The sequence below is a fragment of the Hydrogenivirga sp. 128-5-R1-1 genome, from assembly GCF_000171895.1.
This window is the reverse complement of sequence record NZ_ABHJ01000001.1, coordinates 46,615-71,846: the sequence shown is the minus strand read 5'-3', so window position 1 is coordinate 71,846 and position 25,232 is coordinate 46,615. Positions and strand designations below refer to the sequence as shown.

27 protein-coding genes, 1 tRNA gene and 1 other RNA gene are annotated in these 25,232 nt (G+C 51.2%); 19 read left to right on the top strand and 10 right to left on the bottom strand.

Annotated elements, in window-relative coordinates; all coding sequences use genetic code 11:
* Nucleotides 1-915: a sulfite exporter TauE/SafE family protein gene (locus HG1285_RS16700; protein WP_008285850.1), complete on the top strand. Its 915-nt coding sequence runs from the start codon at nucleotides 1-3 to the stop codon at nucleotides 913-915.
* Nucleotides 916-925: 10 nt separating this feature from the next.
* Complete coding sequence (locus tag HG1285_RS16705; RefSeq protein WP_008285849.1) at nucleotides 926-1,246, top strand: hypothetical protein; 321 nt, start codon at nucleotides 926-928, stop codon at nucleotides 1,244-1,246.
* 8 nt (nucleotides 1,247-1,254) lie between these two features.
* Here the strand turns inward: HG1285_RS16705 and HG1285_RS16710 are convergent, their stop codons facing one another.
* Genes HG1285_RS16710 through HG1285_RS18630 form a run of 4 tightly spaced genes read right to left on the bottom strand, consistent with a single transcriptional unit; the run spans nucleotide 1,255 to nucleotide 4,646 of the window.
* Nucleotides 1,255-1,728 carry a hypothetical protein gene (locus HG1285_RS16710; protein WP_008285848.1) on the bottom strand — a complete coding sequence of 158 codons (474 nt, stop codon included), beginning with the start codon at nucleotides 1,726-1,728 and terminating at the stop codon, nucleotides 1,255-1,257.
* A 17-nt stretch (nucleotides 1,729-1,745) separates the two neighbouring features.
* Nucleotides 1,746-2,765 carry a metallophosphoesterase gene (locus HG1285_RS16715; RefSeq protein WP_008285847.1) on the bottom strand — a complete coding sequence of 340 codons (1,020 nt, stop codon included), beginning with the start codon at nucleotides 2,763-2,765 and terminating at the stop codon, nucleotides 1,746-1,748.
* 1 nt (nucleotide 2,766) lies between these two features.
* Nucleotides 2,767-3,885, bottom strand: coding sequence for a cytochrome c peroxidase (locus HG1285_RS16720; protein WP_008285846.1), 1,119 nt, complete (start codon nucleotides 3,883-3,885; stop codon nucleotides 2,767-2,769).
* 11 nt (nucleotides 3,886-3,896) lie between these two features.
* Nucleotides 3,897-4,646, bottom strand: a complete 750-nt coding sequence (locus HG1285_RS18630) for a carboxypeptidase regulatory-like domain-containing protein (RefSeq protein ID WP_008285845.1) — start codon at nucleotides 4,644-4,646, stop codon at nucleotides 3,897-3,899.
* 167 nt (nucleotides 4,647-4,813) lie between these two features.
* Between HG1285_RS18630 and pheT the strand changes: the two genes are divergently transcribed.
* The 7 genes from pheT to HG1285_RS18625 all read left to right on the top strand — a co-directional run bounded on the left by pheT (nucleotide 4,814) and on the right by HG1285_RS18625 (nucleotide 12,068).
* Nucleotides 4,814-7,132 (top strand): phenylalanine--tRNA ligase subunit beta, encoded by a 2,319-nt coding sequence (gene pheT, locus HG1285_RS16725; protein WP_008285844.1) that lies wholly within the window; start codon nucleotides 4,814-4,816, stop codon nucleotides 7,130-7,132.
* A gap of 3 nt (nucleotides 7,133-7,135) precedes the next feature.
* Nucleotides 7,136-7,300: non-coding RNA, 6S RNA (gene ssrS / locus HG1285_RS19005), on the top strand.
* A 44-nt stretch (nucleotides 7,301-7,344) separates the two neighbouring features.
* Nucleotides 7,345-7,902 carry a 5-formyltetrahydrofolate cyclo-ligase gene (locus tag HG1285_RS16730; protein WP_008285842.1) on the top strand — a complete coding sequence of 186 codons (558 nt, stop codon included), beginning with the start codon at nucleotides 7,345-7,347 and terminating at the stop codon, nucleotides 7,900-7,902.
* 1 nt (nucleotide 7,903) lies between these two features.
* Nucleotides 7,904-9,550 carry a ribonuclease Y gene (gene rny / locus HG1285_RS16735; protein ID WP_008285841.1) on the top strand — a complete coding sequence of 549 codons (1,647 nt, stop codon included), beginning with the start codon at nucleotides 7,904-7,906 and terminating at the stop codon, nucleotides 9,548-9,550.
* Nucleotides 9,551-9,562: 12 nt separating this feature from the next.
* Nucleotides 9,563-9,649 (top strand) — tRNA-Leu (locus HG1285_RS16740).
* A gap of 8 nt (nucleotides 9,650-9,657) precedes the next feature.
* Nucleotides 9,658-10,437 (top strand): TIGR00282 family metallophosphoesterase, encoded by a 780-nt coding sequence (locus HG1285_RS16745; RefSeq protein WP_008285840.1) that lies wholly within the window; start codon nucleotides 9,658-9,660, stop codon nucleotides 10,435-10,437.
* Nucleotides 10,434-12,068 (top strand): lytic transglycosylase domain-containing protein, encoded by a 1,635-nt coding sequence (locus tag HG1285_RS18625; protein WP_008285839.1) that lies wholly within the window; start codon nucleotides 10,434-10,436, stop codon nucleotides 12,066-12,068. The genes HG1285_RS16745 and HG1285_RS18625 overlap by 4 nt, the downstream gene beginning before the upstream one ends.
* Here the strand turns inward: HG1285_RS18625 and HG1285_RS16750 are convergent.
* Complete coding sequence (locus tag HG1285_RS16750; RefSeq protein ID WP_008285838.1) at nucleotides 12,051-12,443, bottom strand: DUF2203 domain-containing protein; 393 nt, start codon at nucleotides 12,441-12,443, stop codon at nucleotides 12,051-12,053. The two genes, HG1285_RS18625 and HG1285_RS16750, sit on opposite strands and share 18 nt — an antisense overlap.
* Before the next feature lie 108 nt (nucleotides 12,444-12,551).
* Here HG1285_RS16750 and HG1285_RS16755 point away from each other — a divergent pair, with 108 nt between their 5' ends.
* Entirely contained in the window at nucleotides 12,552-13,472 is a 921-nt protein-coding gene (locus HG1285_RS16755) for a sulfurtransferase (protein WP_008285836.1), read from the top strand.
* Here the strand turns inward: HG1285_RS16755 and HG1285_RS16760 are convergent.
* The 3 genes from HG1285_RS16760 to HG1285_RS16770 are packed head-to-tail and all read right to left on the bottom strand — an operon-like array spanning nucleotide 13,462 to nucleotide 14,903.
* Nucleotides 13,462-14,127 (bottom strand): YkgJ family cysteine cluster protein, encoded by a 666-nt coding sequence (locus tag HG1285_RS16760; protein WP_008285835.1) that lies wholly within the window; start codon nucleotides 14,125-14,127, stop codon nucleotides 13,462-13,464. The genes HG1285_RS16755 and HG1285_RS16760 overlap by 11 nt on opposite strands.
* Nucleotides 14,128-14,131: 4 nt before the next feature.
* The gene (locus HG1285_RS16765) at nucleotides 14,132-14,608 is read right to left on the bottom strand and encodes a DoxX family protein (RefSeq protein WP_008285834.1); all 477 of its coding nucleotides are present in this window, start codon (nucleotides 14,606-14,608) and stop codon (nucleotides 14,132-14,134) included.
* A 28-nt stretch (nucleotides 14,609-14,636) separates the two neighbouring features.
* On the bottom strand, nucleotides 14,637-14,903 hold the full coding sequence (locus HG1285_RS16770; RefSeq protein WP_008285833.1) for a hypothetical protein: 267 nt from the start codon (nucleotides 14,901-14,903) through the stop codon (nucleotides 14,637-14,639).
* A gap of 102 nt (nucleotides 14,904-15,005) precedes the next feature.
* On the opposite strand from HG1285_RS16770, the gene HG1285_RS16775 reads away from it, so the two are divergent.
* From HG1285_RS16775 to HG1285_RS17065, 3 genes are read left to right on the top strand one after another with little or no spacing between them, the layout of a single operon-like run.
* On the top strand, nucleotides 15,006-15,818 hold the full coding sequence (locus HG1285_RS16775) for a DUF692 domain-containing protein (protein ID WP_008285832.1): 813 nt from the start codon (nucleotides 15,006-15,008) through the stop codon (nucleotides 15,816-15,818).
* Nucleotides 15,811-16,509, top strand: coding sequence for a putative DNA-binding domain-containing protein (locus tag HG1285_RS16780; protein WP_008285831.1), 699 nt, complete (start codon nucleotides 15,811-15,813; stop codon nucleotides 16,507-16,509). The genes HG1285_RS16775 and HG1285_RS16780 overlap by 8 nt, the downstream gene beginning before the upstream one ends.
* Before the next feature lie 24 nt (nucleotides 16,510-16,533).
* Nucleotides 16,534-17,463, top strand: a complete 930-nt coding sequence (locus HG1285_RS17065; protein WP_008285830.1) for a hypothetical protein — start codon at nucleotides 16,534-16,536, stop codon at nucleotides 17,461-17,463.
* Here HG1285_RS17065 and queF read toward each other — a convergent pair.
* Complete coding sequence (gene queF, locus HG1285_RS16785) at nucleotides 17,460-17,852, bottom strand: preQ(1) synthase (RefSeq protein ID WP_008285829.1); 393 nt, start codon at nucleotides 17,850-17,852, stop codon at nucleotides 17,460-17,462. The genes HG1285_RS17065 and queF overlap by 4 nt on opposite strands.
* A gap of 34 nt (nucleotides 17,853-17,886) precedes the next feature.
* Here queF and HG1285_RS16790 point away from each other — a divergent pair, with 34 nt between their 5' ends.
* The 5 genes from HG1285_RS16790 to HG1285_RS16810 are packed head-to-tail and all read left to right on the top strand — an operon-like array spanning nucleotide 17,887 to nucleotide 20,571.
* Nucleotides 17,887-18,207 carry a DsrE family protein gene (locus HG1285_RS16790; protein ID WP_008285828.1) on the top strand — a complete coding sequence of 107 codons (321 nt, stop codon included), beginning with the start codon at nucleotides 17,887-17,889 and terminating at the stop codon, nucleotides 18,205-18,207.
* 45 nt (nucleotides 18,208-18,252) lie between these two features.
* Nucleotides 18,253-18,501, top strand: coding sequence for a thioredoxin family protein (locus tag HG1285_RS16795; protein WP_008285827.1), 249 nt, complete (start codon nucleotides 18,253-18,255; stop codon nucleotides 18,499-18,501).
* Entirely contained in the window at nucleotides 18,498-19,772 is a 1,275-nt protein-coding gene (locus tag HG1285_RS16800; RefSeq protein ID WP_008285826.1) for a cytochrome c biogenesis protein CcdA, read from the top strand. Before HG1285_RS16795 ends, HG1285_RS16800 begins: the two co-directional genes overlap by 4 nt.
* Complete coding sequence (locus HG1285_RS16805; RefSeq protein ID WP_008285825.1) at nucleotides 19,769-20,191, top strand: DsrE family protein; 423 nt, start codon at nucleotides 19,769-19,771, stop codon at nucleotides 20,189-20,191. Before HG1285_RS16800 ends, HG1285_RS16805 begins: the two co-directional genes overlap by 4 nt.
* Complete coding sequence (locus HG1285_RS16810; RefSeq protein ID WP_008285824.1) at nucleotides 20,188-20,571, top strand: heavy metal-responsive transcriptional regulator; 384 nt, start codon at nucleotides 20,188-20,190, stop codon at nucleotides 20,569-20,571. The genes HG1285_RS16805 and HG1285_RS16810 overlap by 4 nt, the downstream gene beginning before the upstream one ends.
* Here the strand turns inward: HG1285_RS16810 and HG1285_RS16815 are convergent.
* Complete coding sequence (locus HG1285_RS16815; RefSeq protein ID WP_008285823.1) at nucleotides 20,561-21,841, bottom strand: YeeE/YedE thiosulfate transporter family protein; 1,281 nt, start codon at nucleotides 21,839-21,841, stop codon at nucleotides 20,561-20,563. The genes HG1285_RS16810 and HG1285_RS16815 overlap by 11 nt on opposite strands.
* A gap of 120 nt (nucleotides 21,842-21,961) precedes the next feature.
* On the opposite strand from HG1285_RS16815, the gene HG1285_RS16820 reads away from it, so the two are divergent.
* Entirely contained in the window at nucleotides 21,962-25,063 is a 3,102-nt protein-coding gene (locus HG1285_RS16820) for a hypothetical protein (RefSeq protein WP_008285822.1), read from the top strand.
* Nucleotides 25,064-25,232 lie beyond the last annotated feature (169 nt).

Below are 25,232 nucleotides of genomic sequence, written 5' to 3'. Positions count from 1 at the left end.
ATGTATTCAGAGGTCTTCGGCGTAGAGATAAATCCACTGGTGGCATTCCTCTGGAGCGTTTTCGTCGGTCTCGTATTCTCCACGGTGGGAGCGGCTGGAGGGATACTCGCCGGGGTCGGACACATATCGGTCTTCGGCATACCTCAGGCTAACAACATAAAGCTGATGAACCAGATACTCATATTCACCTCAACGCTCATATCCGTTCCCTCTTACTGGAGACAGAGGAGGGTTATAGTCATACTGGGAGTCCTTCTCGGCGTGGGCAGCATAGCGGGAGCCCTCATAGGCTCTACCCTTTCCTACAAATTCCTGCCGGACCTGAAGAGCTACAAGCCCCTCTTTGGCATATTCACTTTAATAGTTGCCCTCAAGATCTTCTACGACACCTTCCACAAGAAGAAGAAGGAGCAAATAAAAGACATAGAGGAGAGCATAAAGGAGAGGGGAGCTTCGGATCTGACCACCAAGAAGGTATCCCTCACAAGCATAGAGCTGGAGTTCTTGGGAAAGACATACTCCTTCAACCCCTTAGTCCCCGTGCTCGCAGGGTTTGTGGTAGCTATAGTGTCCTCTGCCCTCGGGGTCGGCGGAGGGTTCCTCTTGGTTCCCTTCATGGTCTCGGTTATGGGGCTTCCCATGTTCCTCGTTCCAGGCACGAGCGCCCTGTCCATACTGATAACCATGCTCGTGAGCGCAGGAAACTACCTAAAACTCGGAGCTCAGATAGATATTCAGCTGCTTGGGATAGAGATAGTGGGTATAGTCATCGGTTCCTTCGTTGGTCCCCACCTTTCCAAGGTTCTCAAGGAGAAAAAGCTCCGCCTTATACTCGGCTTCCTGCTTCTCTACATAGGTATAGGCTACACGGTGGGAGGATGGGTAAAGAAGGTGTTCGGCATAAGGATAGTTTGAGGAGGTCGCTATGAAGGTTCACGTTGAGGTCGTGTCTAAGGCTCCCCCGGGAGGCAGGTGTGAGTTCTACGATAGGGTCTTCTTTGAACTGGTCAAGTCCTACGAGAACCTATACTACACACTGATACCCTCAAACCTGTACGAGGGCGATGTAGTGCCTCCGGCAGTCCTCGTAAACGGGGAGGTTGTGGAGCCCGAGGATGCGCTCCTCCTGACTCCAGAGGAGATAGTTGAAGTCCTTAGGAAGAAGGGGGCGAAACCGAGGATATCGGAGGAAGAGATAAAAGGTAGGCTCGAGAGAGCCTACGATGAGTTTATAGGGGGAGTCTGAAAGAACCCTCAGGGGTAGCCTGGACCAGACTTCACCTTAACGGGGGGATACTCCCTCGTGTTGTCTCCCGGTTTGAGCGGATAGCCCCTGTACATGTATATGGCGTAAGCCTCCAGAGCCTTCATCTCCTCGCTGTCCTCGGGGAGTTCCTTGCCTTCAAGGGGTCTCTTTATGCACCAGTTTATCATCTCCCTCAGCGTTGCCACCTTTCCCACGTTGTCCTGGAACTTGGGAAATGTATGGGGATTCGCGTTTGCGCCGTCAGGGTGGCAGTTGGCGCAGGTTAGACCGTTCTTTCCAAGCTTCGGGCTGTGCCATAGCTCGTCTCCCTTCTTTACGAGGGCTATGAGCTCCTCGTTCATGAGCTTCAAGTCTTCCTCAGCGAAGGGTTTTCTTGCCTCCGCCACGTTAAGGAAGAAGCCTATAGAGAGGCCGACAAAAACTCCCGCACCGAGAACTGCTCCCAGCTTAACTGCCTTCATATCACCACCTCCCTGAATTAAAGTGGAACACCCTTCTTAAACTCGTCCGGTATGAGCTCAGCCCATGTGTGGTACTCCATGGTTCCGAGAAAGGTTTCGTCTATGTACGTTCTGGCAAAGCCGAGCCCGTCGTATATATCTCCCGGGTCAACCCTGAACATCCTAACCTTGGGGTAGGGCAGCTCAACGGGTGGATAGGGCCAGGGCCATGCGGTTGCGAGGTTTCCTATGTGAACCATGTTCCCGGTTCTGTTGTAAACGACCTGATGGACGTGTCCGTGTATCGCTATCACCTTTTCAAACTTGGAGAGGATCCTCCTGACCTCCGGTGCGTCCTCCGTCTGGAAGTTCCATCTAGGATAGTAGTCCCATAGAGGTGAATGGGTGAATATGACAACCGGTGTGTCTGGAGAGAGCTTCTTTACGTCCCTTTCAAGCCACTCCAACTGCTTCTCCCTTACACCCCAGAGCCCGCATACGTGACACTCAAGTTCTGCAATGGCGAGCATCCTCTCCCATGGGGACATGTCCCTCGCAGTCCAGTAGTCCCGTACGAGTATGGAGTTCATACCTATGAAGTGGACGCCCTTATGGTCAAAGCTCCAGTAGGGTCTTCCGAACATCTTCTTCCAGGTCTTTCCCATGTCCAGGTACCAGTCGTGCTCTCCGGGGATTATGTGGTACTTGATTCCAGCCCTCGACAGCCTGTCTAAGAACTTCTTTCCCTTTTCAAGCTCCTTCACCTTGCCGAACTGGGCAAGGTCACCTATAAATAGTACGAAGTCAGGCTTCGGTCTGAGCTTCAGTATGTCCTCAATAGCCCTGGAGAAGGTCTTGTCAAATCTGTGGTTGGGCATTTCGTAAAGGTGCGTATCCCCAACCACGACAAAGTTGAAGGGTTGCAATTTACTCCTCTTGGAGCTCTTAGCCTCCGCCACGTTCACCACACCGAGCAGTGGAGATAGCGCGGAGGCTGTTATCGCCGCTACGCCCGCCTTTGCGGACACCTTGATGAGGTTACGCCTGCTTATCTTCATCTCAACCACCTCCCTTCACAGTTTCACCTTCAAAGGGCGGAAGCTCTGGCTCCTCAACGTAAGGCACGTTCTCACAGGTGAGAGCCTCCAGGAAAGCCACGAGAGCTTCCTTCTCTTCTTCCGTCAGGTTCAGGGGCTTTAGCCTCGGGTCTTTGTTGGGAACGTTCCCACCTCCCCTGTTGTAGAACTCAACTACTTCCCTCAGGCTCTTGAGCACTCCGTTGTGCATGTAAGGCGGGGTGAGGGCTACGTTCCTCAGGGTCGGTGTCTTGAAAGCTCCCCTGTCCTTCTCCTTCTTGGTTATGAAGTACAGTCCGAGGTCTCTGTCTATTGAGTCAGGATTCCTAAAACCGTGCTCTCTGAGGACGAAGTTCCTCGTTACCCTTACGAGGGCGTCGTCTTCCACCTTGTTCTTTGGAACGCCCGTCACGTGGAACTTGTCGTCGGTGAAGTTGGGTCCGTTGTGGCATTGGGCGCACCCAGCTTTGCCTATAAAGAGCTTCATACCCTTGACCTGTACCTCGTCCATGGCACTCTTCTCTCCACGCATGTACCTGTCAAAGGGAGAGTCGTTACACACTATCGTCCTCTCAAAGGCTGCTATCGCCTTGGCTATGTTCTTTATCGTTATGGGGTCTTTTTCTCTGGGGAAAGCCTTTGCAAAGAGCTCTCTGTACTTAGGTATCTTCTTGAGTCTCTCTTCAAGGAGTCCGTAGTTCATGTTCATCTCAAAGGGGGACTTTATGGGTCCCATAGCCTGTTCCTCAAGGGTCTTGACCCTTCCGTCCCAGAACATTAGGGTGTTGTAGGCGACGTTCAGAACGGTCGGTGAGTGTCTGAAATGCTTGTTCTCCGGGTAGGCTGGGGACATAAAGCGCTTCTTAGCCCACCCGTGGTTCGGGTCGTGACAGGTTGCGCAGGAAGTACTTCCGTCTCCCGATAGCCTTGGGTCAAAGTAAAGGAGCTTACCGAGTTCTACCTTTGCCGGAGTGGTCGGGTTGTCCTTAGGTTCCGGTGGTCTGTCCGGCAGGGGGGCTATGTTCGGTCTTTTGGCGGAGTCGGCGCTTCCCAGGAGCACGAATAGACCCGCCAAGCCGAGAACTAAACCTTTAGCCTTCATCTTTCCCCTCCTTATCTGAGCTCAAAGGTTACGGTGCTCGTCTTTCCTTCCTGAACCTTTACTCTGAGCTTCTTCTCTCCAAAGCCCTCATGCCACAATCTCAATGTGTGTGTTCCCGCTGGCACACCTTCTATGACGAAGTTTCCCCTTTCGTCCGTGACGGCGTGATAGGGTCCGGGGGCTACCACTACCCACCCCTTCATCCATCCGTGTATGTTGCAGGTGACCTCTACTACACCGGGCTTTTTCAGCTTAACCCTGTCAACCATGCCCTTCTTGTGTTGAGAGAGCTGAAATATGGTCTCAAAGTCCTGGACTCCGTTAGCCTCGTGCTTTACCTCGTCCTCGTTCACCACCTCAAGGGTGCCCCCTGCGGTCAGGGAAACCACCCGAGGGTGAAACTCACACTTCCTCTGAACCAGCCTTTCCGAGTCCTTCCCACCACCCGATATGTTCAGGAAGACGACGGCGTTCTTAACACCCCCGTCCTTGGAGAGTTCGTAAACTCTGTCAATCTTGTAACCCCTCCCGCAGACCTCTTTGTCTTTGGTTATGAGCTTCTTCCTGTTCTTTAGCTTTCTCTTGCCAACGTAGACGACCCTGCCTTTGATGTTCCCAGTCCCAGAGCCCTTGGCAAAGCTCTGTGCAGGCAGGAAGTACTTTACGTACCTGTAGTTGTAGTGGCTTTCCTTTTCCATGGCGGTCGCTGTGCCTGTCAGCAAGAGGGAAGCTCCCACGACTGTTGCAAGCCCTTTCTTCATCTTTCCACCCTCCTGATATCTGTTCCTGTTATGTGAATATGAACAAATAAGAATTATTCGCAATAAAAATTAATTATGCCCTCCATAAGAGTGATTTATCTGTTATCAATTAGTATTAATTATCAATTAACGCCCGAAGGGCGTTCCTCTGATAAAATAACAACGCTATGCGTGTTCCCTTCTCGTGGCTTTCCCTGTTCGTTGATCTCGGTGAGCTCACCGCCGAAGAGGTGGCAGAGAGGCTCTCCCTCCAGAGTGTAGAGGCTGAGGTCAGCGTGTTCGGCACAGAGCTTGACGGGGTCGTATTCGGGAAGGTTCTTGTGGTCAGATCCCACCCGAAGAAGAAGGAGCTCAACGTCCTTGAGGTTGAGGTTGTCAGAGGTAAGAGCGTAACTATTGTCACTGCGGACAGAGGTGTGTCAAAGGGCGAAGTCGTGGTGGTAGCCCTGCCGAACTCTAAGGTGGGCGATAGGTGCGTAACTAAGAGGGAGTTTGATGGGATCGTCTCGGAGGGCATGCTCCTCTCTGCGCAGGAGATCGGTCTTGAGGAGCACAGCGAAGGAGTGCTCAGGTTTCACGAAGACATAACCCCCGGAACGGATGCGGGAGAGCTCCTCGGCTTTGGAGAGAAGCTCATAGAGCTGGATATAACCCCGAACAGGGGTGACGTCCTCAGCGTGAGGGGGCTCGCTAGGGAGATAGGCGCCATCTTCGGTCTTGAGAGGAGGGAACCCGAGGTAAGATCCCTTGAGGAAACAGGCGACCTCTCCATATCCATAGAGGACGGAGACTGTAGAAGGTACAGGGGTGTTGTCATAGAGGGTGTGAGTGTAAAGCCCTCGTCCCTTGAGGTGCGTAAACGCCTGTGGCAGTCCGGACTCAGACCTATAAACAACGTCGTGGACATAACCAACTACGTACTCCTTCAGGAGGGTCAGCCCCTTCACGCCTTTGACCTTGACAGGCTTGAAGGTGGTATAGTCGTCAGGAGTGCCAGAGAGGGTGAGAGGATAAGAACTCTGGACGGGGAGGAGAGGGAGCTTGATCCGGATGTGCTCGTTATAGCTGACCGGGAGAAGCCCGTCGCTGTGGCCGGTGTTATAGGTGGTCTTGATACAGGGGTTACAGAGAACACAAGGAACGTACTTCTTGAGGCTGCTTACTTTGAGCCTGCAAGGGTGAGGAGGTCTTCAAAGAAACTCGGAGTCCAGACGGAGAGCAGTTACAGGTTTGAGAGGAACGTTGACGTTGAGAGGGTTGATAGAGCTGAGGATTTGGCTGTCCAGTACATACTGGACGCAGCCGGGGGGAGCGTTAGAGCTGTAAGAGACCTGTATCCTAAGAAGTACGAACCCAAGAAGGTGTTCCTATCTATGGGGAAGTTCATGAGGTATGCTGGTGAGAGCTACAAGAACGAGGAGGCGAGCACCATACTGAGCGCTCTGGAGATACCCCACGAGATAAAGCGGTGCGGGATAGAGGTTTTAGTGCCCTCACATAGGAGCTTTGATATAAGCAGGGACGTGGACATCGTAGAGGAGCTTATGCGGGTGAAGGGCTACGACCACTACACCTCCGAAGCCCTAAAGTTGCCGGTTGTAGGTAGGCTCTGGAGAGACGAGCTCCTTGAGCTTAAGGAATACCTGCGAGATAAAGGTATAACGGAGGTCATAAACATATCCTATGAGGAGGAAGAGCTCTACGAGCTCTTGGGTCTTGAAAAACCGCAGGTGGAGGTTCTTAATCCTCTCGTGCCTACCCAGAGATTCATGAGGAGCTCCCTGCTGCCCTCCCTTTTGAGGACCGCCAAGTTCAACGAGAATCACTATAACTACGACATGGCTATCTTTGAGCTCGGCAAGGTGTTTTTCAAGGACGGTGAGGAAAACAGGCTCGGAATTCTCGTTAAGGGCGTGCTTGACCCACTCTCCGTTGAGGAGTGGACTCCTTACAGACTCTTGGGGGTAGTTCAGGGACTGCTTGAGCTCAGAGGCGTGAACTTTGAGCTTGAGTCTTCAAATAAGAGCTTTCTCCATCCCCACGTTCAGTCTCGTATCTTAGCGGAAGGTGAGGAGATCGGATTTATAGGTAGGCTCCACCCCAGCATGTCTCAGAGGTTTGAGTTTAAGGGAGAGCCGATCCTGTGCGAGCTTAAGGTTGATCCGCTGCTTGAAAGAACTCTACCCCACTACAGGGCTGTATCCAAATTTCCGCCTGTCATAAGGGACTTAGCCCTTATTGTGGACAAACACCTCTCAGTGAGTAAATTATTAAATGAGATTAAATCTCAGCTTACTGAGATGGTGGAAGATGCTATGGTGTTTGATGTTTACGCCGGAGAAAAGGTAGGGGAAGGCAAGAAGAGTGTAGGTGTTAGGATTAGTTTTAGGAGTTTGAGAGGAAGCCTCTCTGGTGAGGAGGTTAATGCCCTGGTTGATGAGCTGGTTAGGAGGTTAAGGGAGAAGCTGGGCGTTGAGATGAGATAAAAAAACCTCCTGCCCTGTGCGTGGCCCAGGGATCATCATTGGGGCCTACAAGTGGGCTGTAAGGGAACCCGCCTTCGGAAGGGTCCACGAGGGCTCTCCGAGAGGGTACCCACCTTAGGAAGAGAGGCCCACCGGTATCTCTGAAGGTCACGGCAGGGCGGGTCTTAACACCGCTTGCCTTCCCCTCCTGGAAACAGGAGGTGGAAGAAGGGTTGATAGTTGAGAAAGGCGAGATAAGAAAAGAGATCCTGAAGAGAAGGGTCAGTCTGCCTTACTCTCTGAGGTCTTCTTACGATGAGAGAATAAGGGAGAAGCTCGTATCCCTCCCCGAATTCTCTGGAGCACACAGAATCTTACTTTACTGTCCTGTAAAGGGTGAGCCTGACTTGAGCCCTCTCTTCGGTTTGCTTCTGGAGAGCGGCAAAAGACTCGTACTTCCAAAGGTTGATGGAGAAGAGCTATCGCTTATAGAGGTGGAAAGTCCCCTCTGCTTATCCAAGGGCACTTTTAACATCCCTGAACCTCAGGAAGGTGTAAAGATAGAACCTGAGATGCTTGAACTGGCTGTGGTACCGGGCGTAGCCTTTGACAGGGAAGGCTTCAGGCTTGGTTTTGGGAAGGGCTATTACGACAGGCTCCTGGAAAGAGTGAGAGCTCCTACGGTTGGGGTCGCTTACTCTTTTCAGGTGCTCAGCAGGGTGCCCAGAGACTCCTGGGACAGACCTGTTGACATCGTGGTTACAGAAAAAGAGGTGATAAGGAGGTACTGATATGGAACCGATGGTTTTGATAGGTATAGCGGTCGGAATTTTTGTAGGCAGCGTAGCTGTGTTTCTGCTCCTCAGGGGTAGGAAGGAGGCTCCGGTTGTTCAGCAGCCTGCCGTTGACCTTGAGAGTGAGATCCGGAAGGCTGAAGAAGAGGCTCTGAAGCTTATAAAGGAAGCCCAGGAGAGGTCTGAAAAGGCGCTTAAGGAGGCGGATGAAAAGGCTCAGAGGATAATAGAGCAGGCTCAGCGTGAGGCTGAGAGGTTGAGAAAGGAGCTTGAGGAGAAGAGGAAAGAGCTCAAGGAGTTTGAGGAGAACCTCCTTTCCAAGGAGAGACAGCTTGAGCGTAAGTGGGAGACCATAGAGAGGAGAGAAGAGGATATATACAGGCGTGAGAAGGAGGTCAGGGAGTTTGAGAGGCAGGTGGAAACCAAGAGGAAGGAAATACTGGAACTTGAAGAGAAGCTCGCCAAAGAACAGGAGGAGGTGAAGAAGCTTAAAGAGCAAGAAGTCCTTGAGCTACAGAGGATAGCCTCCATGACCGTTGAGGAAGCCCGTGAGGAGTTGCTCAAGAGGGTTGAGGAGGAGAGCAGGATAGAGGCTGTGAAGCTGATGAAGAGGATAGAGGAGGAAGCCAAGGAAAAGGCTGATCTGGAGGCTAAGAGGATAGTTACAACGGCAGTGCAGAGGATATCGCCTCAGATAGCGATAAACTACACTACGACCTCCGTTGAGCTGCCCAGCAACGAGTTCAAGGGCAGGATAATAGGTAGGGAAGGGAGGAACATAAGAACCTTTGAACTCCTTACGGGAGTTGACCTCATAATAGACGACACACCAGACGTGGTAACCATATCTTCCTTTGACCCACTGAGGAGGGAGATAGCGAAGGAGGCACTGGAGAGGCTCATAGAGGACGGAAGGATACACCCGGCGAGGATAGAGGAGATAGTTGACGAGGTCAAGAAGGAGATGGATGACAAGATCCGCAAGATGGGTGAGGAGACTGCCTTTGAGTTAGACCTTCACGACATAAACCCGGGTCTTTACTACTACATAGGCAAGCTGTACTTCAGGACAAGCTACTCCCAGAACGTTCTGCTCCACTCCAAGGAGGTTGCCTACCTTGCGGGACTCATGGCTGAGGAGCTTGGGCTTGATGCGAAGCTTGCCAAGAGGGCGGGACTCCTCCACGATATAGGTAAGGCTGTATCTCACGAGCTCGGAGGATCTCACACCGACATAGGTGTTGAGCTCTGCAGGAAGTATGGAGAGCCCGATGCGGTCATAAACGCCATAAAGGCTCACCACGAGGAAGAACCCGTTAAATACCCTGAGGTTGCCCTAGTCTGCGCTGCCGATGCCCTCTCGGCGGCGAGACCGGGTGCGAGACGTGAGACTCTGGAGGCATACCTTAAGAGACTTGAGAAGCTTGAGGAGATCGTGAAGTCCTTCAGCGGTGTCGCGAACGCCTACGCCGTCCAGGCTGGAAGGGAGATAAGGGTGATAGTGAATCCTGAGGAGATAGGGGACGAAGAGGCTTACATGCTTTCCAGGGACATAGCTAAGAAGATAGAAGAGGAGATGGACTACCCCGGACAGATAAAGGTTGTTGTTATAAGAGAGCTGAGACATGTAGAATATGCTAAATAATTAATACTTAGCGCGGGTGTGGCGGAACTGGCAGACGCGCCGGACTCAGGATCCGGTGCCCGCAAGGGCGTGAGGGTTCGACTCCCTCCACCCGCACCATAAATACGATGAGACTTCTGATAATAGGCGACATAATAGGCAGACCCGGCAGGAGGGCTGTTTACAGATTTCTTGAAGAGAAGGGTGGGGGCTTTGATGTGGTTCTGGCGAACGTTGAGAACGCTGCGGGGGGTTTTGGCGTAACCAAAAAGGTTTACGAAGAGCTGAAGTCCCACGGCATAGACGTTTTTACCTCTGGTAATCACATATGGGACAAGAAGGAGGTCTACGAGTTCATAGACAAGGTGGATGACCTTCTCCGGCCTGCTAACTACCCCGAGGGTGTTCCGGGCAATGGGTTCTGCGTCTGTGAGAAGGGAGGCGTTAAGCTCGGTGTGGTCAACCTAATGGGCAGGATATTTCTGGAGCCCAACCTTGACAACCCTTTCAGAACCTTTGACGTCATCTACGAGGAGCTTAAAGACAGAGTTGACGTGCTCGTGGTTGACTTTCATGCTGAGACTACCTCCGAGAAGTGGGCTTTCGGCATATACGCAGACGGTAGAGCCTCCGTGGTTTACGGCACCCATACCCACATACCTACAGCGGACGAGTTCATATTGAAAGGTGGGACAGCCTACGTAAGTGACGTCGGTATGACCGGGGCATGGTACTCCGTCATAGGTATGCACTACAAAGAACCTATTGACAGGTTCCTCTACGCCCTGCCGAGAAAGTTCAAGGTTGAGGATAAAGAGCCTGTCGTGTTCAACGCCATAGAGGTTGAGGTAGACCCGGACACAGGGAGAGCCTTGAAGATAAGCAGGATAAAGGAGATGTACGAGTGAGGGTTTTCGTTGGACTTCTTCTACTTCTCGGTTTGTCCTTCTCTCAGGCTCCGGCGGAGTATAAACTCCTCAAGCAGTTCAGAGAGGGAGGGGACGTAAAGGTCGGTCTCTTTCTCCTTGAGAACTACCCGGAGGCAGTTTTCAGGGACGAGCTCCGGATTGAGGTGGCTGACCTCCTGCTGAAAGAAGGGGACGAGGAGAGGGCACGCTTTGTCCTCATCGGTGTGAATCTTGATAACGTAAGGGACAGGTACAGCAAAACCGTAGCCCGGCTTTGGAAAACCCTCGGGCTTGAGAGCAAGCCCCTCGTGCTGAGGTTCCCCGAGGAGGCTGTAGAGCTAATTCAGAGCGTTAGCCTTGAAGAGGATGAGAAGGAAAGAGTTTACAGAAGACTTCTCCGAAAAAAGCTCTACAGAGAGCTCCTTGAGGTTTCCGACGGGTGTCTTTACAGGGGGATAGCCCTATTCAGATTGAAGGAGTATGAGAGGAGCGGAGATGAACTCTTCTCCTGTGAGGGAGATAGGGCGGGCGTTTACGCTCTGTTCTCCTACATAAAGCTCGGGAAGTACGATAGGGTTGAGGAGCTGCTGAGCTCAAGGGACAGCGAGAGGCTTTACTACAAGTATGCATGGCACCTGCTTTCAAAGGGAGACTACGAAGGTGCAAGAAAGTTCTTCCTGAAGTCTGGGTATAGCTTTGAGCCCCTATTCTACGTGGGTCTTATGGACTACATCAAGGGCAGGTACATGCTGGCTTACGAGAACTTTTCGGAAGCCGAGAGGATCGCCGCGGGCAACATAAACAGGGCGAGGACAAACTTCTGGAAGGCTAAAGCCCTCATCAGGGCAGGGGTGAAAGACCTGCCGGTTCACTACATTAAAAAGGCTGCCGGGCAGATGGGGCTCTATTCGGTGGTGTCCCTGAAAATGCTGGGCAAACCCGTTTACGAAGAGGTGAGGTTTAAACTCGCCGAGGAACCTTCCCCCTTCGGCAGGAGGTTGATGGGTATACTGGAGCTTGGGTTCGTCCACTACGCGAGACTGGAAGCCTTTGACAAGCTTGGAGAGCTTCAGCCTCAGGACATATTCGCCCTTCTCAAGGTTGATCCTTATCTGGCTATAAAGCTGGCTGTCAGGGCTTACGGGGCTAACTCGGACGTTTACAGGAGCGTGGCTTACCCAACGCCCTTCAGCGCGTTCGTTGAGAGGGCATCGGAGAGATTTCGCGTTGACAGAGCCCTCATATACGCTGTTATGAGACAGGAGAGCCTCTTTGACGTTGAAGCCCTGTCCACATCTGACGCGAAGGGGCTCATGCAACTGATAGACAGCACCGCAAAGTGGACGGGCAAGCGCGTAGGTATAGATCACAGGGACGTCTACGACGTGGAAACGAACATAAACCTCGGGACAGCTTACCTCCGCTTCCTCATGGACTTCTGGAAGGGTGACCTCCTTAGGGTGATAGCCTCCTACAACGCAGGTCAGGGAGCTGTTAAGAGGTGGAAGCGCTTTGAGGACGACTTTCTCTTCATAGAGACCATACCTTACGATGAGACAAGAAAGTACGTTAGACGGGTGTTGTGGTTCTACTACGTCTATTCAGAAAAGCTCTCATATAAAGCTTTCTGAGCCCTTCAGGTAGTCCACAGGCTTCCTTCCCGAGAAGCCGTCGTTGAGCTCGTGCCAGAACATTATGGTTTCCTCGTCCTCCTTCCAGCACAGCCAGATGTACCTGTCCTCGTGATAGGAGAGGAAGTCCACAAGGATAGGCTCAACGCCCTTTATGACACCGCCGAGCTCTTCTATTCTCAGGAAGCCCTGCTTTATAAGGCTTTCAAGCTCCTTTACCTTCGTCTGGTAGTACATCTTCTCAAGTTCGTCCTGTTCCTCTTCAAGGCGTGAGTATATCTCAAAGAGCTCTGACTTCTTTAGGTTTATGTCCTCAACTATGGGCTTTATCTTTATCAGCAGATTTCTCGCTTCGTCCAGTGTAAAGACCTTCATGCTCTTTAATATGTGGTGGGGGGTGTGGTTGTCAATTGATTGTTTTGCTATTGACTTCCAGCAAACTGGAAGGTTTATACTTAAATCCAGACTCTATGGAGGTGTGAGATGGGTCTTATAGCTCTTTTGACCTTGGTCGTTGCAGGGTTCTCCTTCTCAATGCCCAAGCTTGTGTCTGTGGACTGGTTGAATAAGCATTTAGGAGATAAAGAGCTCGTCATACTTGAGTTCTCCGACTCGCAGAGCTACCTTGTGGGGGGGCACATACCCGGGGCGAGGCTCACCGAGAAGGAAGACTGGAGGATCATGGACGAGAAAACGGGGGCTCTGGTGAAAAAGCCCCTTAAGGAGTACGAGAAACTCTTCAGGAAATGGGGCATAAACAACAACTCTAAGGTAGTCCTTTACTACAAAGGCAACAAGATGAACGAGATCCTCGGGACGGTTTACGCCTACTGGATGTTCCATCTGCTCGGGCACGAGAGTGTGGCTCTCTTAGACGGGGGCTGGTCTGCGTGGGTAAGTAAGGGCTACGAGGTAAGCTACGACGAACCGGAGGTTAAAGAGGGTAACTTCGTCGTCAGGTACAACCCCGAGAAAGAGATAACGGGCGAATACCTGCTCAAGAACATAGGCAAGAAGCCCATAATTGATGGCAGACCTGCCGGGCACTACTTCGGTGTATCCAAGTTCCCTGCGGCTAAGAAGTATGGACACGTCCCCTGCTCTGTACCCTTTTCATGGGAGTGGTGGGTTCACAGGGACGATGAGAGCGGTAAGCTCGTCATAAGAGTCCCGGACTACGTGGAGGAGTTTATGGAGAACCAAGGTATAGGGAAGGACGACGAGGTGCTTCTCTTCTGCTTCGGTGGAACGGGTGCAGCCTTCGTTTATATGGTCATGGACTTTAACGGTTATAAGAACATGAGGGTTTACGACGCCTCAAAGAGGGAGTGGGAGTACAAGAACTACCCTCTGAACAGGTACGTGTGGGAGACCTTCAAGGACTGTAGAGCTCCTAATAGATGAGCTTGAAGACCTTCTTTACAGGGTCAAACCTTATCAGGTGGGTTATGAAACCCACCTCCTCTTCCATCTTCTCTATGTCCACATCCGGGAATCTGTCGGCGAGCTCCGCCCTTCTGAGCTTCCATCTGGCATAGAACTCCTTTTTGACCCCTTCTACAAATGGAGCTATCTCGTTCTTCCACACGAAGGCGAGAGGATTTTCCCAGTCCTTTTTACATAGGGAGCTATCCTCGTAAACCATTAATCTGCACATGTCCGGTCTCGCCTCGTACACGACGCACTCTCCCGACTCATTCAGAAATGGGCAGGGAACTTCGTTCATTCCGAGACCGCCTATAACCCCGAGCTTTTCAACGTCAAGCTCTTTTTCCCTTATGGGGTGTGTCGGCAGGTAGCCCACCCTTCTTGCCTCCTCCTCGTAGAGTCTTGCGTATTTCTTTATCCTGTCCCAGAGGTTTTTTCTCTCCTTCAGGGGGAGGCTGTTGAGAAAGTCTATCAGGAGCAGAGCCTCAGCCCTCTTTATCCAGAGGGTAACTCCATAACAGCAGTAGACACAGCCCTTGTGGCAGTCAACCTTTATCTTTTCTGTGACCTCTTCCAATATCTCCTTTAGCAGAGACGCCCGTTCCCGGGCGTAGCCTATCTCTGGGTTCATGAGTCTATTTTATGCTTTTAAGCACCTTAGACACCAGGTTGTCAAGGGACAGGGCTCCCGCACCGAACAGGAGTAAGAGGAGAGAGACGAATAGGAACGTAAAAGGTGGAGCTGTATAAAACTCATCAGGCTGGGAGAACGTGTTCAGGAGCTCACTCCTGTGGGCTACGAGGTAAGCCACGAACATCTCCCCCGCAAGGAAGGCACCGACGAATCTGGTTCCGAGACCGAGGCTCATGAGGAACCCACCTACCAGCTCCGTGAGCCCTATAAGGTGGGCGTTAAAGGTCGGGAAAGGCATCCCAAGACTCGTGAAGAACTGGGATGTTCTGTCTATGTGTAGGAGCTTGCCGTAGCCTGCCTGGGCGAAGAGCCAGCCCCAGTACAGCCTTACAAAGAGTAGAAATATTGACTGAGGTATGTTAAGGGCTCTTACGGCACTCTCATAAGCGTAAACTATCCCCTTTAAACTCAAGGTCATGTATTCTCCTTACGGCTGGAGAAGGCTGTTAAGACTCAGAACCTTCCTTGCTGGGTTTGCCTCCGCATCCCCCGGGTCCTGCGCAGGTCATCTCCTTCTGCTTCTTCTTGGCTTTATCCTTTTCCTCCTTCTTCATGCCACCGCAGGTCGCCTCCTTGGTCTGACCGCTCCCCTCTGTGTTCTTCATGCCGGCGCACTTTCCCTCGCCTGCGTGAGCCTGGGTCATGCCCTCTGCTCCCAGTCCCAGTATGACCGCCGAGCCCAGAAGGCTCATAAGCCTGTGTTTCTTGTCCATGATTCTCACACCTCCGTGTCTTAATCATAGGTTTACCGAAGGTGGCTTCTGTAATCCAAATCACCATAAAGTTTCAGAGAAGGATTTAAGTTCATACTCAGCATGGACTTGAGAGTTCCCGAAGGTTTTGGGCTTGGTCTGAGGTACTCCTTTGCGGAGGATGCCCTCGGTAGCTCCAGAGCCCCTGACTGGTTTGAGCTTGCTCCTGAAAACTGGATGGGGAGGGGCGGGTTTTTCAGACGCATAATGGAGGGCGTTAGGGAGCGTTTCCCCGTCGTGTGCCACGGATTATCCCTCTCCATAGGCTCTCCCGACGAGCTCAACTACGAGTTCCTAAGGGAGCTCAAAGGCTTTCTTGACGAGTACGAGGTGGAAGTTTACTCTGAGCACCTGAGCTTCTCCTCAATAGGAGGGGACTACCTTCACGACCTCCTTCCCCTACCCTTCACCGAGAGGGTCGTTGAGTTCGTCTCTGAAAGGATCAGGGTGGTGCAGGACTATCTTGAGAGACCCCTTATCCTGGAGAATATCTCATACTACTACGTGCCCCTCAAAGATATGGAGGAGTGGGAGTTCATAACAGCTGTGCTTGAAGAGAGCGGAGCTTACCTACTCCTTGATGTGAACAACCTCTACGTGAACTCCGTAAACCACGGCTACGACCCCTACGGGTTTATAGACAGGCTGCCTCTGGACAGGGTGGCTTACGTCCACCTGGCGGGACATGAGAAGGGTGAGAGGCTGCTCATAGACACCCACGGGGAAAGCGTAGAGGTTGAGGTTCTCAACCTGATGAAGCACCTGTTGTCTAAGGGTGTTAAAGTTCCCGTCCTCCTTGAGAGGGACAACAACATTCCTCCCTACAACGAGCTGCTGGAGGAACTGGATCGCCTCAGGAGGTTCTGCGGTGCTTGAGGAATTTTCGGCGATGAAGGAGCTCTTCAGGGTTGCTAAGGGCATCCTCCCTTCTGAGGAGGAGAGGATGAGGGTTTACGCAGACCTCGCCTACGGAAGATTTGAGGACTTTGTGAAGACCTCCTTTCCCAACTTCTGCAGGTGCGCGGGTGAGTCAATAAAGCCCATCGTCAGAGAGTTCTTGAGGGAGAAACACAGTGAACCCCTGCTCCTGAAGCTTGGTAGAGATTTTTTTGACTTCTTTAAGGCGGGTGATCTCCCTTTAAAGGAGCGATACCCATTCCTTGAGGAGCTCCTGCTGTACGAGCTGTTGGAGATAGAGCTCTTCAACGCCCCCGATGACCTCTACGGCGGCGAGTTCTCGTGGGAGGGTGCTTATCGGCTCTCGGAGACCGCTCTCCTGAGGAGCTTTTCCTACCCGGTTCACAGGTGCGAGGGTATGACTCGTGAAGAGCTTGCAAAGGGCAGGGGGAGTTTTTACCTTCTGCTCTACAGGGGGAGGGGAGAGGATGTGAGGAGCGTTGAGCTGACCGAGTTCGTCTTTTCCTTCCTTAGGGATATTGCCGGCGGTGCAAGCCCCGAGGAAGCCCTGAAGGCAAGGGGGCTCGGAGAGGAAGAGAAGGGGGCAAAGCCCTACCTGGAGAAGTTTCTGAAGGAGCTGTTAGACCTCGGCGTCCTCGTCAAAAATTAGCTCTGCAGTCCGAAATATAAATCCATGAGGGTAGAGGACTCTCAGGTCTCCCTCGCGGGAAACGTCCAGAGGCTTGAGTTCAAGCTTCAGAGGAGGAGTATAACCTTCTTCAAGGAAAAGTTCCAGAAGGACCCCTTCGGGGTGATTCCACTAAGAGTTAAGACGGAGCCCGTATCAGCTGAGAGTGTAGAAGACGTTAAGGAGCTTGTGGTTAAGAAGCTCGTGGAGCTCCTTACTGGCAGGAAGATAAAGACTCTGTCCGTTCAAGACCTGACAAATACCGAGCTGCCTCCTGTGGAAGAGCCCAGGTTCGGAGCTGTCTACGAGGAGGAAAACCTATCCCTGAAGGCTGACAGGCTGAACTTCTTCGCTTACGGGGAGGTTAGGACTAAGGACGGAAGGGTGTTCAGGTTTGAGGTGAGTTTCAGCCTCTTTAACCTGGAGCTGGACGTAAGCACAAAAAGTGTCCGTTCGGGGAGCGTTGCCCTCGTTGACCCGCTCGTGATTGACCTCAACGGTTCTCCGGAGCTCTTATCTCCTGCAAGGTTTGAGTTTGACCTTGATGGAGACGGCGATAGGGAAGGAGTCCCCCTACTGGCCGAAGGCAAGGGCTTCATATTCTTTGACAGGAACTCCAACAATAGGGCTGACGGGGGAGAGATAGTGGGTGTCAGGAGTGGAGATGCCTTCGCTGAGTTAAGAGCTTACGACGAAGACGGAAACGGCTGGCTGGACGAGGGAGACACTTCCTTCAACAGGTTGAAGGTCTGGCTCAAAAGCCCCGACGAGGACAGAACCGTTAGCCTCTCCCAGCTCGGCGTAGGTGCACTCTACACGGGGAGCTTCAATACCATGTTCGATCTGAAGAGCTCAGGCGTTCTGAGAAACCTCGGACTCTACCTCACTGAATCGGGGGACTCTGGCATACTCGCCAAGGTGGACTTCAAGGTCTAATCGTACCTTCCGTCGCTCCTGACCCTTATGACCGTGTGGACGTTCCCCCTTGGATTGAAGTCGCCCACGACTTCCAGAAACCTTGGCTTTAGGGTCTCTTCAAGGGCTCTGTATATCTCGTTTGTGGCTTCCTCGTGGGAGATGTACCGATTCCTGAACTTGTTCAGCCAGAGCTTTAGGGACTTGAGCTCAACTATGTACCTGTCGGGTATGTAGCGTATTCTTATGGTCGCGTAGTCCGGGTATCCGGAACGGGGACAGAGGCAGGAGAACTCGGGGAACGTTATATCTATCATGTAGTCCCTTTCGGGGGTTGGGTTCTCCCAGGGCTCAAGCTCGGCTTCCTCTATAGCCTTTTCTCCGTATCTCTTTTCCTCAGCTCTTTCCATGGAAATTAATATATATGAAGGGGGAGAGATTCCCATGAAGTTGGGTATAGTTCTCTACAGCAATGACCCTGAAACAGCCTGGAACGCCTTCAGGTTCGGCGTCTTTGCCCTCGCCCAGGGTGATGAGGTGAAGATATTTCTCCTGGGGAAGGGAGTTGAGAGCCTCAACCTGAAGCACGAGAGGTTCAACGTTCAGGAGCAGCTGAGCCTCTTCCTTGAGAACGGCGGTGAGCTTGTAGCCTGCGGAGTTTGTCTTGAGGTTAGGAACTCCAAGGACGGGGCAACCTGCCCCGTGGGTTCCATGAACGACCTCTACGAGCTCGTCATATGGGCTGACCGGGTGGTCAGTTTTTAAAAAGCCCTTCCCTTCCAGTAAGCTGGAAGGTTTATATTCTTACCTATGGTGGTTGAGCTTGTGGAATCAAACTTTTGTCCGAAGTGTGCCGCTGTCAAGGAGAGGGTGGAGAAGGTTGCGAGGGAGATGGGTGTTGAGGTCAGGCTTCTTGACCCGATAGATGATGCAGACAGGATCGTTAAGCTTGGAATTCTCACTTCTCCTGCTGTGGTGGTTAACGGGAAGGTGAAGTTTGCAGGGGTCATACCCACCGAGGAGAAGATAAGACAGGCTATTGAGGAGGAGCTCTCTTGAGTCCCGTTTACGTAGTTCCATTGCTCGGAACCCTCTCCTTCTTTACGCCCTGCATGTGGAACCTGAACCTGCTCCTGAGGGCTTACTCCCGGAACGGAGGTCTGAAACAGGTACTCCTCCTTTTCATATCGCGTCTGGTTCTCTTTAACCTGATAGCTTCTGTAATTTACCTGATTTCTAAGGTCGTAAGCGTTCCCCTTGATGTGCTCCTTGTGGCTCAAGGTGTTATAGCTGCTGTGTTCATAGTGGGCTTTCCCCTAATGAAGAAAGTTGGAATAGCTCCCTTTGACCTATCACCCCAGTTTCTCTTCCCCGAGAGGAAGTTCCCTCCAGGTGTTGCCCTCGGTCTGAGCCTACCCTACTGTTCAGTTCCCTTTGTGGTACTGCTTGCCGTTTACTCCCTGCACTTTAAAAGTGCCTTTCTGATCTTCAACCTCTATGCTGTATTCGTTACCCTGCCGACTCTGTTGTTCCTAATACTGCCCGATAAACCTATCAAGGGTCTTACATCTCTTGTGCCCGCAGTGCCAGCCCTGACGGGTTTCTCCCTGGTGCTTGCCATGGGTCTTTTTCTGGACTTTGGTGAGCTTAACCTGTACGTGTCTTCCCTCCTCCAGGAGAAACCTTCCCTGCTCTTCCTCAGCCTTGTTATGTTCTTTCTCGGTTTCTTCACGAGCCTGGGACCATCAACCCTGCCCTTTCTACCCGTCGTGTTCGGTGTGCTCGTTACGAAACACAGAACCCGTGCTGAAATATTTATGAGCGTTCTGGGATTTTCCGTAGCCTTCCTCATGACCCACGCTGGTGTGGGTGCTATAGCTACGGTTGGGGCTGTGGTTCTATCCCAGATATTCAGAACGGAGCTATTTAACTTGATTCTGTCGGTGCTTCTGTTCTTCGTAGCCTTGAACCTTCTGAAGGTTATCTCTCTCTCCCTTCCAGTGGCGAGGCTGAACCCCTTCTCGGGTGCGGGGACGAGCAGTTTCGTGCTGGGGGTAGCCTACACCTTCTCCCTGTGTCCCTCCTGTACATCGCTTCTCCTCGGCGCCCTCGTTTTGAGTAGTTCTACGGGTAATCCATTGACGGCGGTTTTTCTGATGGCTCTTTACGCCGTTGGTAGGGCTATCCCCGTATTTCTTTCGGGGCTCGTGGTCAGCAACATGTCCGGGTTTATAAGAGAGCACCACACTCAGGTGAACAGAGCTGTAGGGTTTCTCTTCCTTTTACTTGCAGGATATTTCTTCAAAAACTTTCTGGAGGTGGCACTGTGAACAGGAGAGACTTTCTGCTTGGGACGACCGGAGCTTTAGCACTCCTCTTACCTGCTACCGTGAGGTCTGAGGACTCGGTTAAGATACTGTTCCCGGTAACTTTCAAGGACAGGAAGCGCTGGAAGAAGGTGTTCCTCAGGATAAGGGGCTCTATAAACATCTGGGGGGCAGGTGCGGACATAGAGGTCATAGCCTACGACGAAGGGATAGCCTTCCTTGACAGGTTTGAGAACGGAGAGTTCGCTGAGCGTATAGAGAACCTCATGCTCTACGGGGTTAAGTTTAAAGCCTGCAGGGTTGCAATGAAGATGTTTGAGGTCTCTGAGGACTCCCTGTTTGAGGGAGTTGAAACCGTCAGGTCGGGCTTTGAGTACCACGTCTTGAAAGTTAAAGAGGGCTACATACCTATATACCTATGAGGATAGGAGAGCTCGCTAACAGACTCGGGATAAACCCCAAGACCCTGAGGTACTGGGAGGAGATAGGCTTACTGCCCCCTCCCGACAGGGACGCTTCAGGCTACAGAGACTATACCGAAGAGTATGTATTTCTGTGCGAGTTCATTCTGAAGGCTAAGTCTATGGGCTTCAAGCTTGAGGACATAAAGGAGATAATCTCTTTAAAGCTCTCTGGAAGGACACCCTGCGGGTGTGTGGAGGAGAAGATAAGGGAAAAGATCAGGGAGATAGAGAGGCTGATAGAGGAGCTTAAGTCCCAGAGGGAACTCCTTGAGTCTATGTTGAAGGAGAGGCGGGACATGCCCGCCTCCGTGTGTCCAATAATAGAGTCTATAGGGTGAACTTCATCGTTCTCTCGTTCCATGTGGCGAAGAGCAGCCACGCAAGCGCGAAGAAGAGGAATATGGCTACAGCCCACTCTACACCAACGGCGTCGGGGAGAAAGAGCTTCTTACCCGTTGCGTTCGTCGCACCGAGCTTCTCGTAGAGCCCGGAGAATGCGTTGAGTATGGCAGGCTCTATCTTCCTGTATACGAAGGCAAAGACCGAACCACCGAGGGCGTAGAAGAGTATGGCGGTCATGTTCTTAAGAGAACCCTCGCCAGCTCTCCAGAAGCTACCTACAGAGCAACCACCCGCAAGGGTCATTCCAACTCCAAATATGAACCCTCCTATAAGAGAACCTATCGGGAAGGAGGGTGCCACCATCATAGCCTTGACCGAGGGCGGAGCGGTCATCTCTATGGAGAGCATGTCCTGAACGTCGGGTATCTCAATTATTGAGGCTATGGGAGAGAACTTGACCACAACGCCAAAAACGGCCGCTATTATCAGAGCAAGGGCTGCTGCACGGGTCATGTTACCCTCACCGGTCATGAAGGGCTCTCTGAAAGCCCTAACGAAGCAGAACCTCGTCCTCTGGTTAATTATTCCCAGTATCACACCGAAGAATATGAGAGAACCGGCAGCCACCTGAAGGGAACCGAGACCGAGGGCGGGAGAGAAGGTTGAAACCTTCTTGTCAAGGAGAACTATCATTCCGAGGGTCAGTATCACGAGCACCACTCCGAGAGCGACCTGCAGGTTCACGGGGACTTCTATCGCCTTCCCCGGAGCTCCCCAGCCTTTGGTCAAGAGCCACATGTAGAGTCGCAAACCCACGTAGGTGCCAAGCCCCAGACCTATCATCATCGTTATACCTGATGCGGACAGGGCACCGAACCCAACGAGGAAAGCCCCTATGGTACAACCGAAGGCGAGGAAAGCGCCTATCCCCATTAACGTTCCACCGAAGGCTCCCATTATGAACTCTTTAACGCTTGGAATGCTTATCCTGAAATCACCGCCCAGGAGAGCCGATATGAAGGCACCCAGCAGGAAAGCCCAGTTTATCAAGGCGGTAAACTGCCAGATAGGGCTCTGGACGTCGGAATCGGGGTAGAGTATGGGTTTGAGGATGTTATCTCCCCACACGAGTATGCCGTTGGTAACAGCCCATGGCGCACCCCACACGAACATCAGAACCACTATGAAGCCCATAGATATACCACCCACCCACGCAGGCCACTGACGACGGAAGAGGTGTGTGTATAGCTCCTTTATAGTTTCCATATCCGGCTCCTCCTTGGAGATTTGGAGTTATGTTATTTCAATTCCCTCTTATGCAATTAAAAGAAAAACTTATAGGGCTATAAAATATTTTGCCTAAATTCTATAAGGGGGAGGTTTGATATGCTTAAAAAGCTATTGAACCTCTTCTTAATAACCTCCATTACCCTATTAATCCAGGGCTGTGAGATACATTCCGATCATGGCTTGGTGCCTGTGATCGCTCAGGAGACGAGGATATCTGACGATGAAACAGCCAAGGCTATTGAAGTTGTAAACCTTGGCAAGAAGGAGATAACCTTCTCAAAGGAAACTGAGTTCTTAAAGGATGTTAAAGAGGGTAATATCCTTGTCATACCCATAACTCCACAGACTCCAGACGGTATGCTTATAAAAGTTACGGGTATAGAAAGACTTTCAGGTGGAAAAGTTAAGATCTCTTATAAGAGGGCAGCTCTTGCAGAGGCTGTGGTTCAGGGTCAATTGAAGGCTTCAGACATAGAGATAAAACCGAGTGATATAGATGCGGTCATAGTTTACCACGGCTCTGAAGCTTACATATCAACGCTTCAGTCCGCAAACCAGCCTATTACAGCATTGGCACCCGACGGTTCTTACATAGAAGCCCTGGGCTCGGACGAACTGTTCACTTTCAAGATGTCCGGCACTTTAGGGAACGATTATGCCAACGTTAAGGGGACTATAAGCCTGAGCTTGAGCTTTGATTTTGATTTACAGATAGAGGATTTCTCAGTAAAAAGGCTTTATGTGGTAGGTAAAACGAAGAGTTCAAAGGAAGTAGTGGCTATCGCAAAAGCTGGGTTGAAAAGAGAGTACAACAGGCAGTTGGGCGAGGTACTGTTCAAACCCAAGGTCTTTTACATAGGAGTATTGCCTGTATACATAAGGCCTGCGCTTCAGTTCTACGTGGGTACAGGCGGCGAGGTTAAGAGTGAAGTGAGGACTTCTCTCAAGCAGACCAATAAATCTTCCGTAGGTGTGGAATATGATGGAGCTAAGTGGAACCCTATTCGTGAGTCAAGCGAAAGTTTAGCTTTTGAGCAGCCAGTCCTTGAGCCCATAGATGCTGCTCTCAAGGGCTTCATAGGCACAAGGTTGGTGTTTTATGTGTACGGTGTGGTTGGACCCTACGCAAGCGTTGAAGGATTCCTTAAACTGACTGCAAACCCGCTGAAAGACCCGTGGTGCAAACTCTCTGCTGGAATATCCGCGTTGGCGGGCGCAAAGGTAGAAATATTTGATAAGGCTCTTATAGACGCCCATTTCAAACTTTTCACTGATGAAGAGCCTCTGTATGAATGCACAGGCAAAACAGCACCCTTTATGCTGGTTACACCTCTGGATTCTCTCTCTACCTATGGCAGTCCCTATCAAAGCTTCCGTCCACAATATAAGATATTTACGATCAGATCTACAAAAGGACAGATAGGCTTCAGGATAGATGAAAACGCGGACTGGCTGGACGTTGATAGAACCTCCGGAACTGTAGACAGAAACAACCCTGTTACCGTTACCTTTACCGTTAATCAGAACGTTGCCAAGTCGCTGCCTCCTGGAACTAAGACCTATGCGAAGGTTTGTTTTGTTAACACTACCAACGATAGAGGTACACACTGCAGAACATTCTCCCTGACAGTAGCACCTGAAGTCAGTATAGTATACGACAGTACTCCCTTTAATATAAGGGAGGGAGAGTCTCCGAGAAAGTTTCCTAACACAGGTGGTGGATTAATTTTTATGAGCGTAAATGGTAACTGTCCCGTTGAGTTTTCAATTGTTGGACGTCCGAAATGGATCAGAACTTCCACAGATGTCCTGGTCGTGGATCCCGGACAGACGGGAACTATTCAAGTTTCCGCAGACGATTACTTCGTAAAGTCACTACCGGTCGGGCGTCACAGAGGTGATTTTGTTATAGAGTACTCCTGCGTGGGAGACTCAAGTAAAGAGAAAAGGACAGTGTCAATCGGTGCACGGATTCACATGAACATAACAACTAACAAGCCTTCGGAAGGTTCAACCCTCGTCATACCTGTTGGTGGACCCGTAACGCAGGTGCCCTCTTACACGATAACTGTTAATAAGGTGAACAGTGAGTACGATTGGAGTGCGAGCATAAAGGAGTGTAAGCGGGACAGGTGGTTCAGATGTGACTATGAATACCCTGACGTTAGATGGTTAACTATATCCTCCGGCAGTGGTCCAGCAGGCTCGTCAATCACCGTCAGTTACCTGCCCAATGAGCTCACTAAATTAAAGAAGGGATTTCACGGGCTTACGGTGGAATTCTCAACCGATGATGATGCCTTACATGAATGGTACTCAAGCTTCAATAAGGTGTCCTTTGGTGTTGAAGTGGTGGATCACTTCACGATCTCTGGGGGACCTGTGAGCTTCTCCGGAGATCAGGGTGGTCCGTTCTTCCCACAGACAGCCTCCTATACTCTGACCGCTGAGCATACGGGTACAACCTTCTCCGTTCAGACGGACGCCAACTGGCTGGACATAAGCCCGACTTCCGGGACGGTTTCAAAAAACAACCCGGCTCAGGTTTCTTTGTCCGTTAACTCCAACGCTAACAGCCTACAGCCCGGGGAGTACACAGCCAATCTTCTCTTCCAGGCACCCAACGGGGACGTTATAACAAAATCTGTGACTTTGTATGTTAATCAACCAAACTCCAACCTGTGTACACTCCAACCAACTCCTCTATATGCCGGGGATACGAATGCAGGAGAGCCGCCGGGGTATATCTTCTTCAATTACACACCCAACAACACCCCGAGCTGTGAGTTTAACAATTCGGTGGGAGTGCTTTACTTCCCAATGTGGAGCGACCATGCGGATTGTGGTGAGGGAAATCCCTTCTCTGGATATTATGGTGTGTATGCTCAGGGAGGAAATTCAGCGGGAGGGGGTTCATTCTGGATGGTGGAGTCTGTAAATCCGACTGGTAACTGGTGTTCAGGCATTGGTTCATTTGGAGCAAATATTATCCCCCTTAACAAAGATGTCACTATAGAATTCTCAAGGCAAGATTCTCAGGGGAATATATTTGAACGCTACAGAATGATAGTCAGGGTCACAATTGACTCGTCTAAGGTTTCTAATGACCCATACACCGGTGAACCCGTTTTTATTGACCTCAGTACGCCTATCAATGGGGTTCAGGTTGAGGTGAAGGAGCTCCGTAAAATCAGCTGACACCCGAGACACGCCATTTTAAATAGTACGCTCCGGAATATTGCTTTTCCAGGGTTATAACACTCATATTATATGAGTATATAGGGCTCATATTTTTACCGAAACCCCTTGACATCGGACGGAAAAGTTAATATAATTTTCCACTGGAAATAAAAACCAAGCAGGAGGT

Bases quoted from the DNA above. Each gene is read 5' to 3' on its own strand.
- HG1285_RS18630 (WP_008285845.1), bottom strand. From the start codon at position 4,646: ATGAAGAAAGGGCTTGCAACAGTCGTGGGAGCTTCCCTCTTGCTGACA.
- HG1285_RS16720 (WP_008285846.1), bottom strand. From the start codon at position 3,885: ATGAAGGCTAAAGGTTTAGTTCTCGGCTTGGCGGGTCTATTCGTGCTC.
- HG1285_RS16705 (WP_008285849.1), top strand. From the start codon at position 926: ATGAAGGTTCACGTTGAGGTCGTGTCTAAGGCTCCCCCGGGAGGCAGG.
- HG1285_RS16755 (WP_008285836.1), top strand. From the start codon at position 12,552: ATGGGTCTTATAGCTCTTTTGACCTTGGTCGTTGCAGGGTTCTCCTTC.
- HG1285_RS16790 (WP_008285828.1), top strand. From the start codon at position 17,887: ATGAAGTTGGGTATAGTTCTCTACAGCAATGACCCTGAAACAGCCTGG.
- HG1285_RS16820 (WP_008285822.1), top strand. From the start codon at position 21,962: ATGCTTAAAAAGCTATTGAACCTCTTCTTAATAACCTCCATTACCCTA.
- HG1285_RS16810 (WP_008285824.1), top strand. From the start codon at position 20,188: ATGAGGATAGGAGAGCTCGCTAACAGACTCGGGATAAACCCCAAGACC.
- HG1285_RS16750 (WP_008285838.1), bottom strand. From the start codon at position 12,443: ATGAAGGTCTTTACACTGGACGAAGCGAGAAATCTGCTGATAAAGATA.
- HG1285_RS16795 (WP_008285827.1), top strand. From the start codon at position 18,253: ATGGTGGTTGAGCTTGTGGAATCAAACTTTTGTCCGAAGTGTGCCGCT.
- HG1285_RS16715 (WP_008285847.1), bottom strand. From the start codon at position 2,765: ATGAAGATAAGCAGGCGTAACCTCATCAAGGTGTCCGCAAAGGCGGGC.
- queF (WP_008285829.1), bottom strand. From the start codon at position 17,852: ATGGAAAGAGCTGAGGAAAAGAGATACGGAGAAAAGGCTATAGAGGAA.
- HG1285_RS16700 (WP_008285850.1), top strand. From the start codon at position 1: ATGTATTCAGAGGTCTTCGGCGTAGAGATAAATCCACTGGTGGCATTC.
- HG1285_RS16710 (WP_008285848.1), bottom strand. From the start codon at position 1,728: ATGAAGGCAGTTAAGCTGGGAGCAGTTCTCGGTGCGGGAGTTTTTGTC.
- HG1285_RS16775 (WP_008285832.1), top strand. From the start codon at position 15,006: ATGGACTTGAGAGTTCCCGAAGGTTTTGGGCTTGGTCTGAGGTACTCC.
- pheT (WP_008285844.1), top strand. From the start codon at position 4,814: ATGCGTGTTCCCTTCTCGTGGCTTTCCCTGTTCGTTGATCTCGGTGAG.
- HG1285_RS17065 (WP_008285830.1), top strand. From the start codon at position 16,534: ATGAGGGTAGAGGACTCTCAGGTCTCCCTCGCGGGAAACGTCCAGAGG.
- HG1285_RS16760 (WP_008285835.1), bottom strand. From the start codon at position 14,127: ATGAACCCAGAGATAGGCTACGCCCGGGAACGGGCGTCTCTGCTAAAG.
- HG1285_RS16770 (WP_008285833.1), bottom strand. From the start codon at position 14,903: ATGGACAAGAAACACAGGCTTATGAGCCTTCTGGGCTCGGCGGTCATA.
- HG1285_RS16815 (WP_008285823.1), bottom strand. From the start codon at position 21,841: ATGGAAACTATAAAGGAGCTATACACACACCTCTTCCGTCGTCAGTGG.
- rny (WP_008285841.1), top strand. From the start codon at position 7,904: ATGGAACCGATGGTTTTGATAGGTATAGCGGTCGGAATTTTTGTAGGC.
- HG1285_RS16745 (WP_008285840.1), top strand. From the start codon at position 9,658: ATGAGACTTCTGATAATAGGCGACATAATAGGCAGACCCGGCAGGAGG.
- HG1285_RS16765 (WP_008285834.1), bottom strand. From the start codon at position 14,608: ATGACCTTGAGTTTAAAGGGGATAGTTTACGCTTATGAGAGTGCCGTA.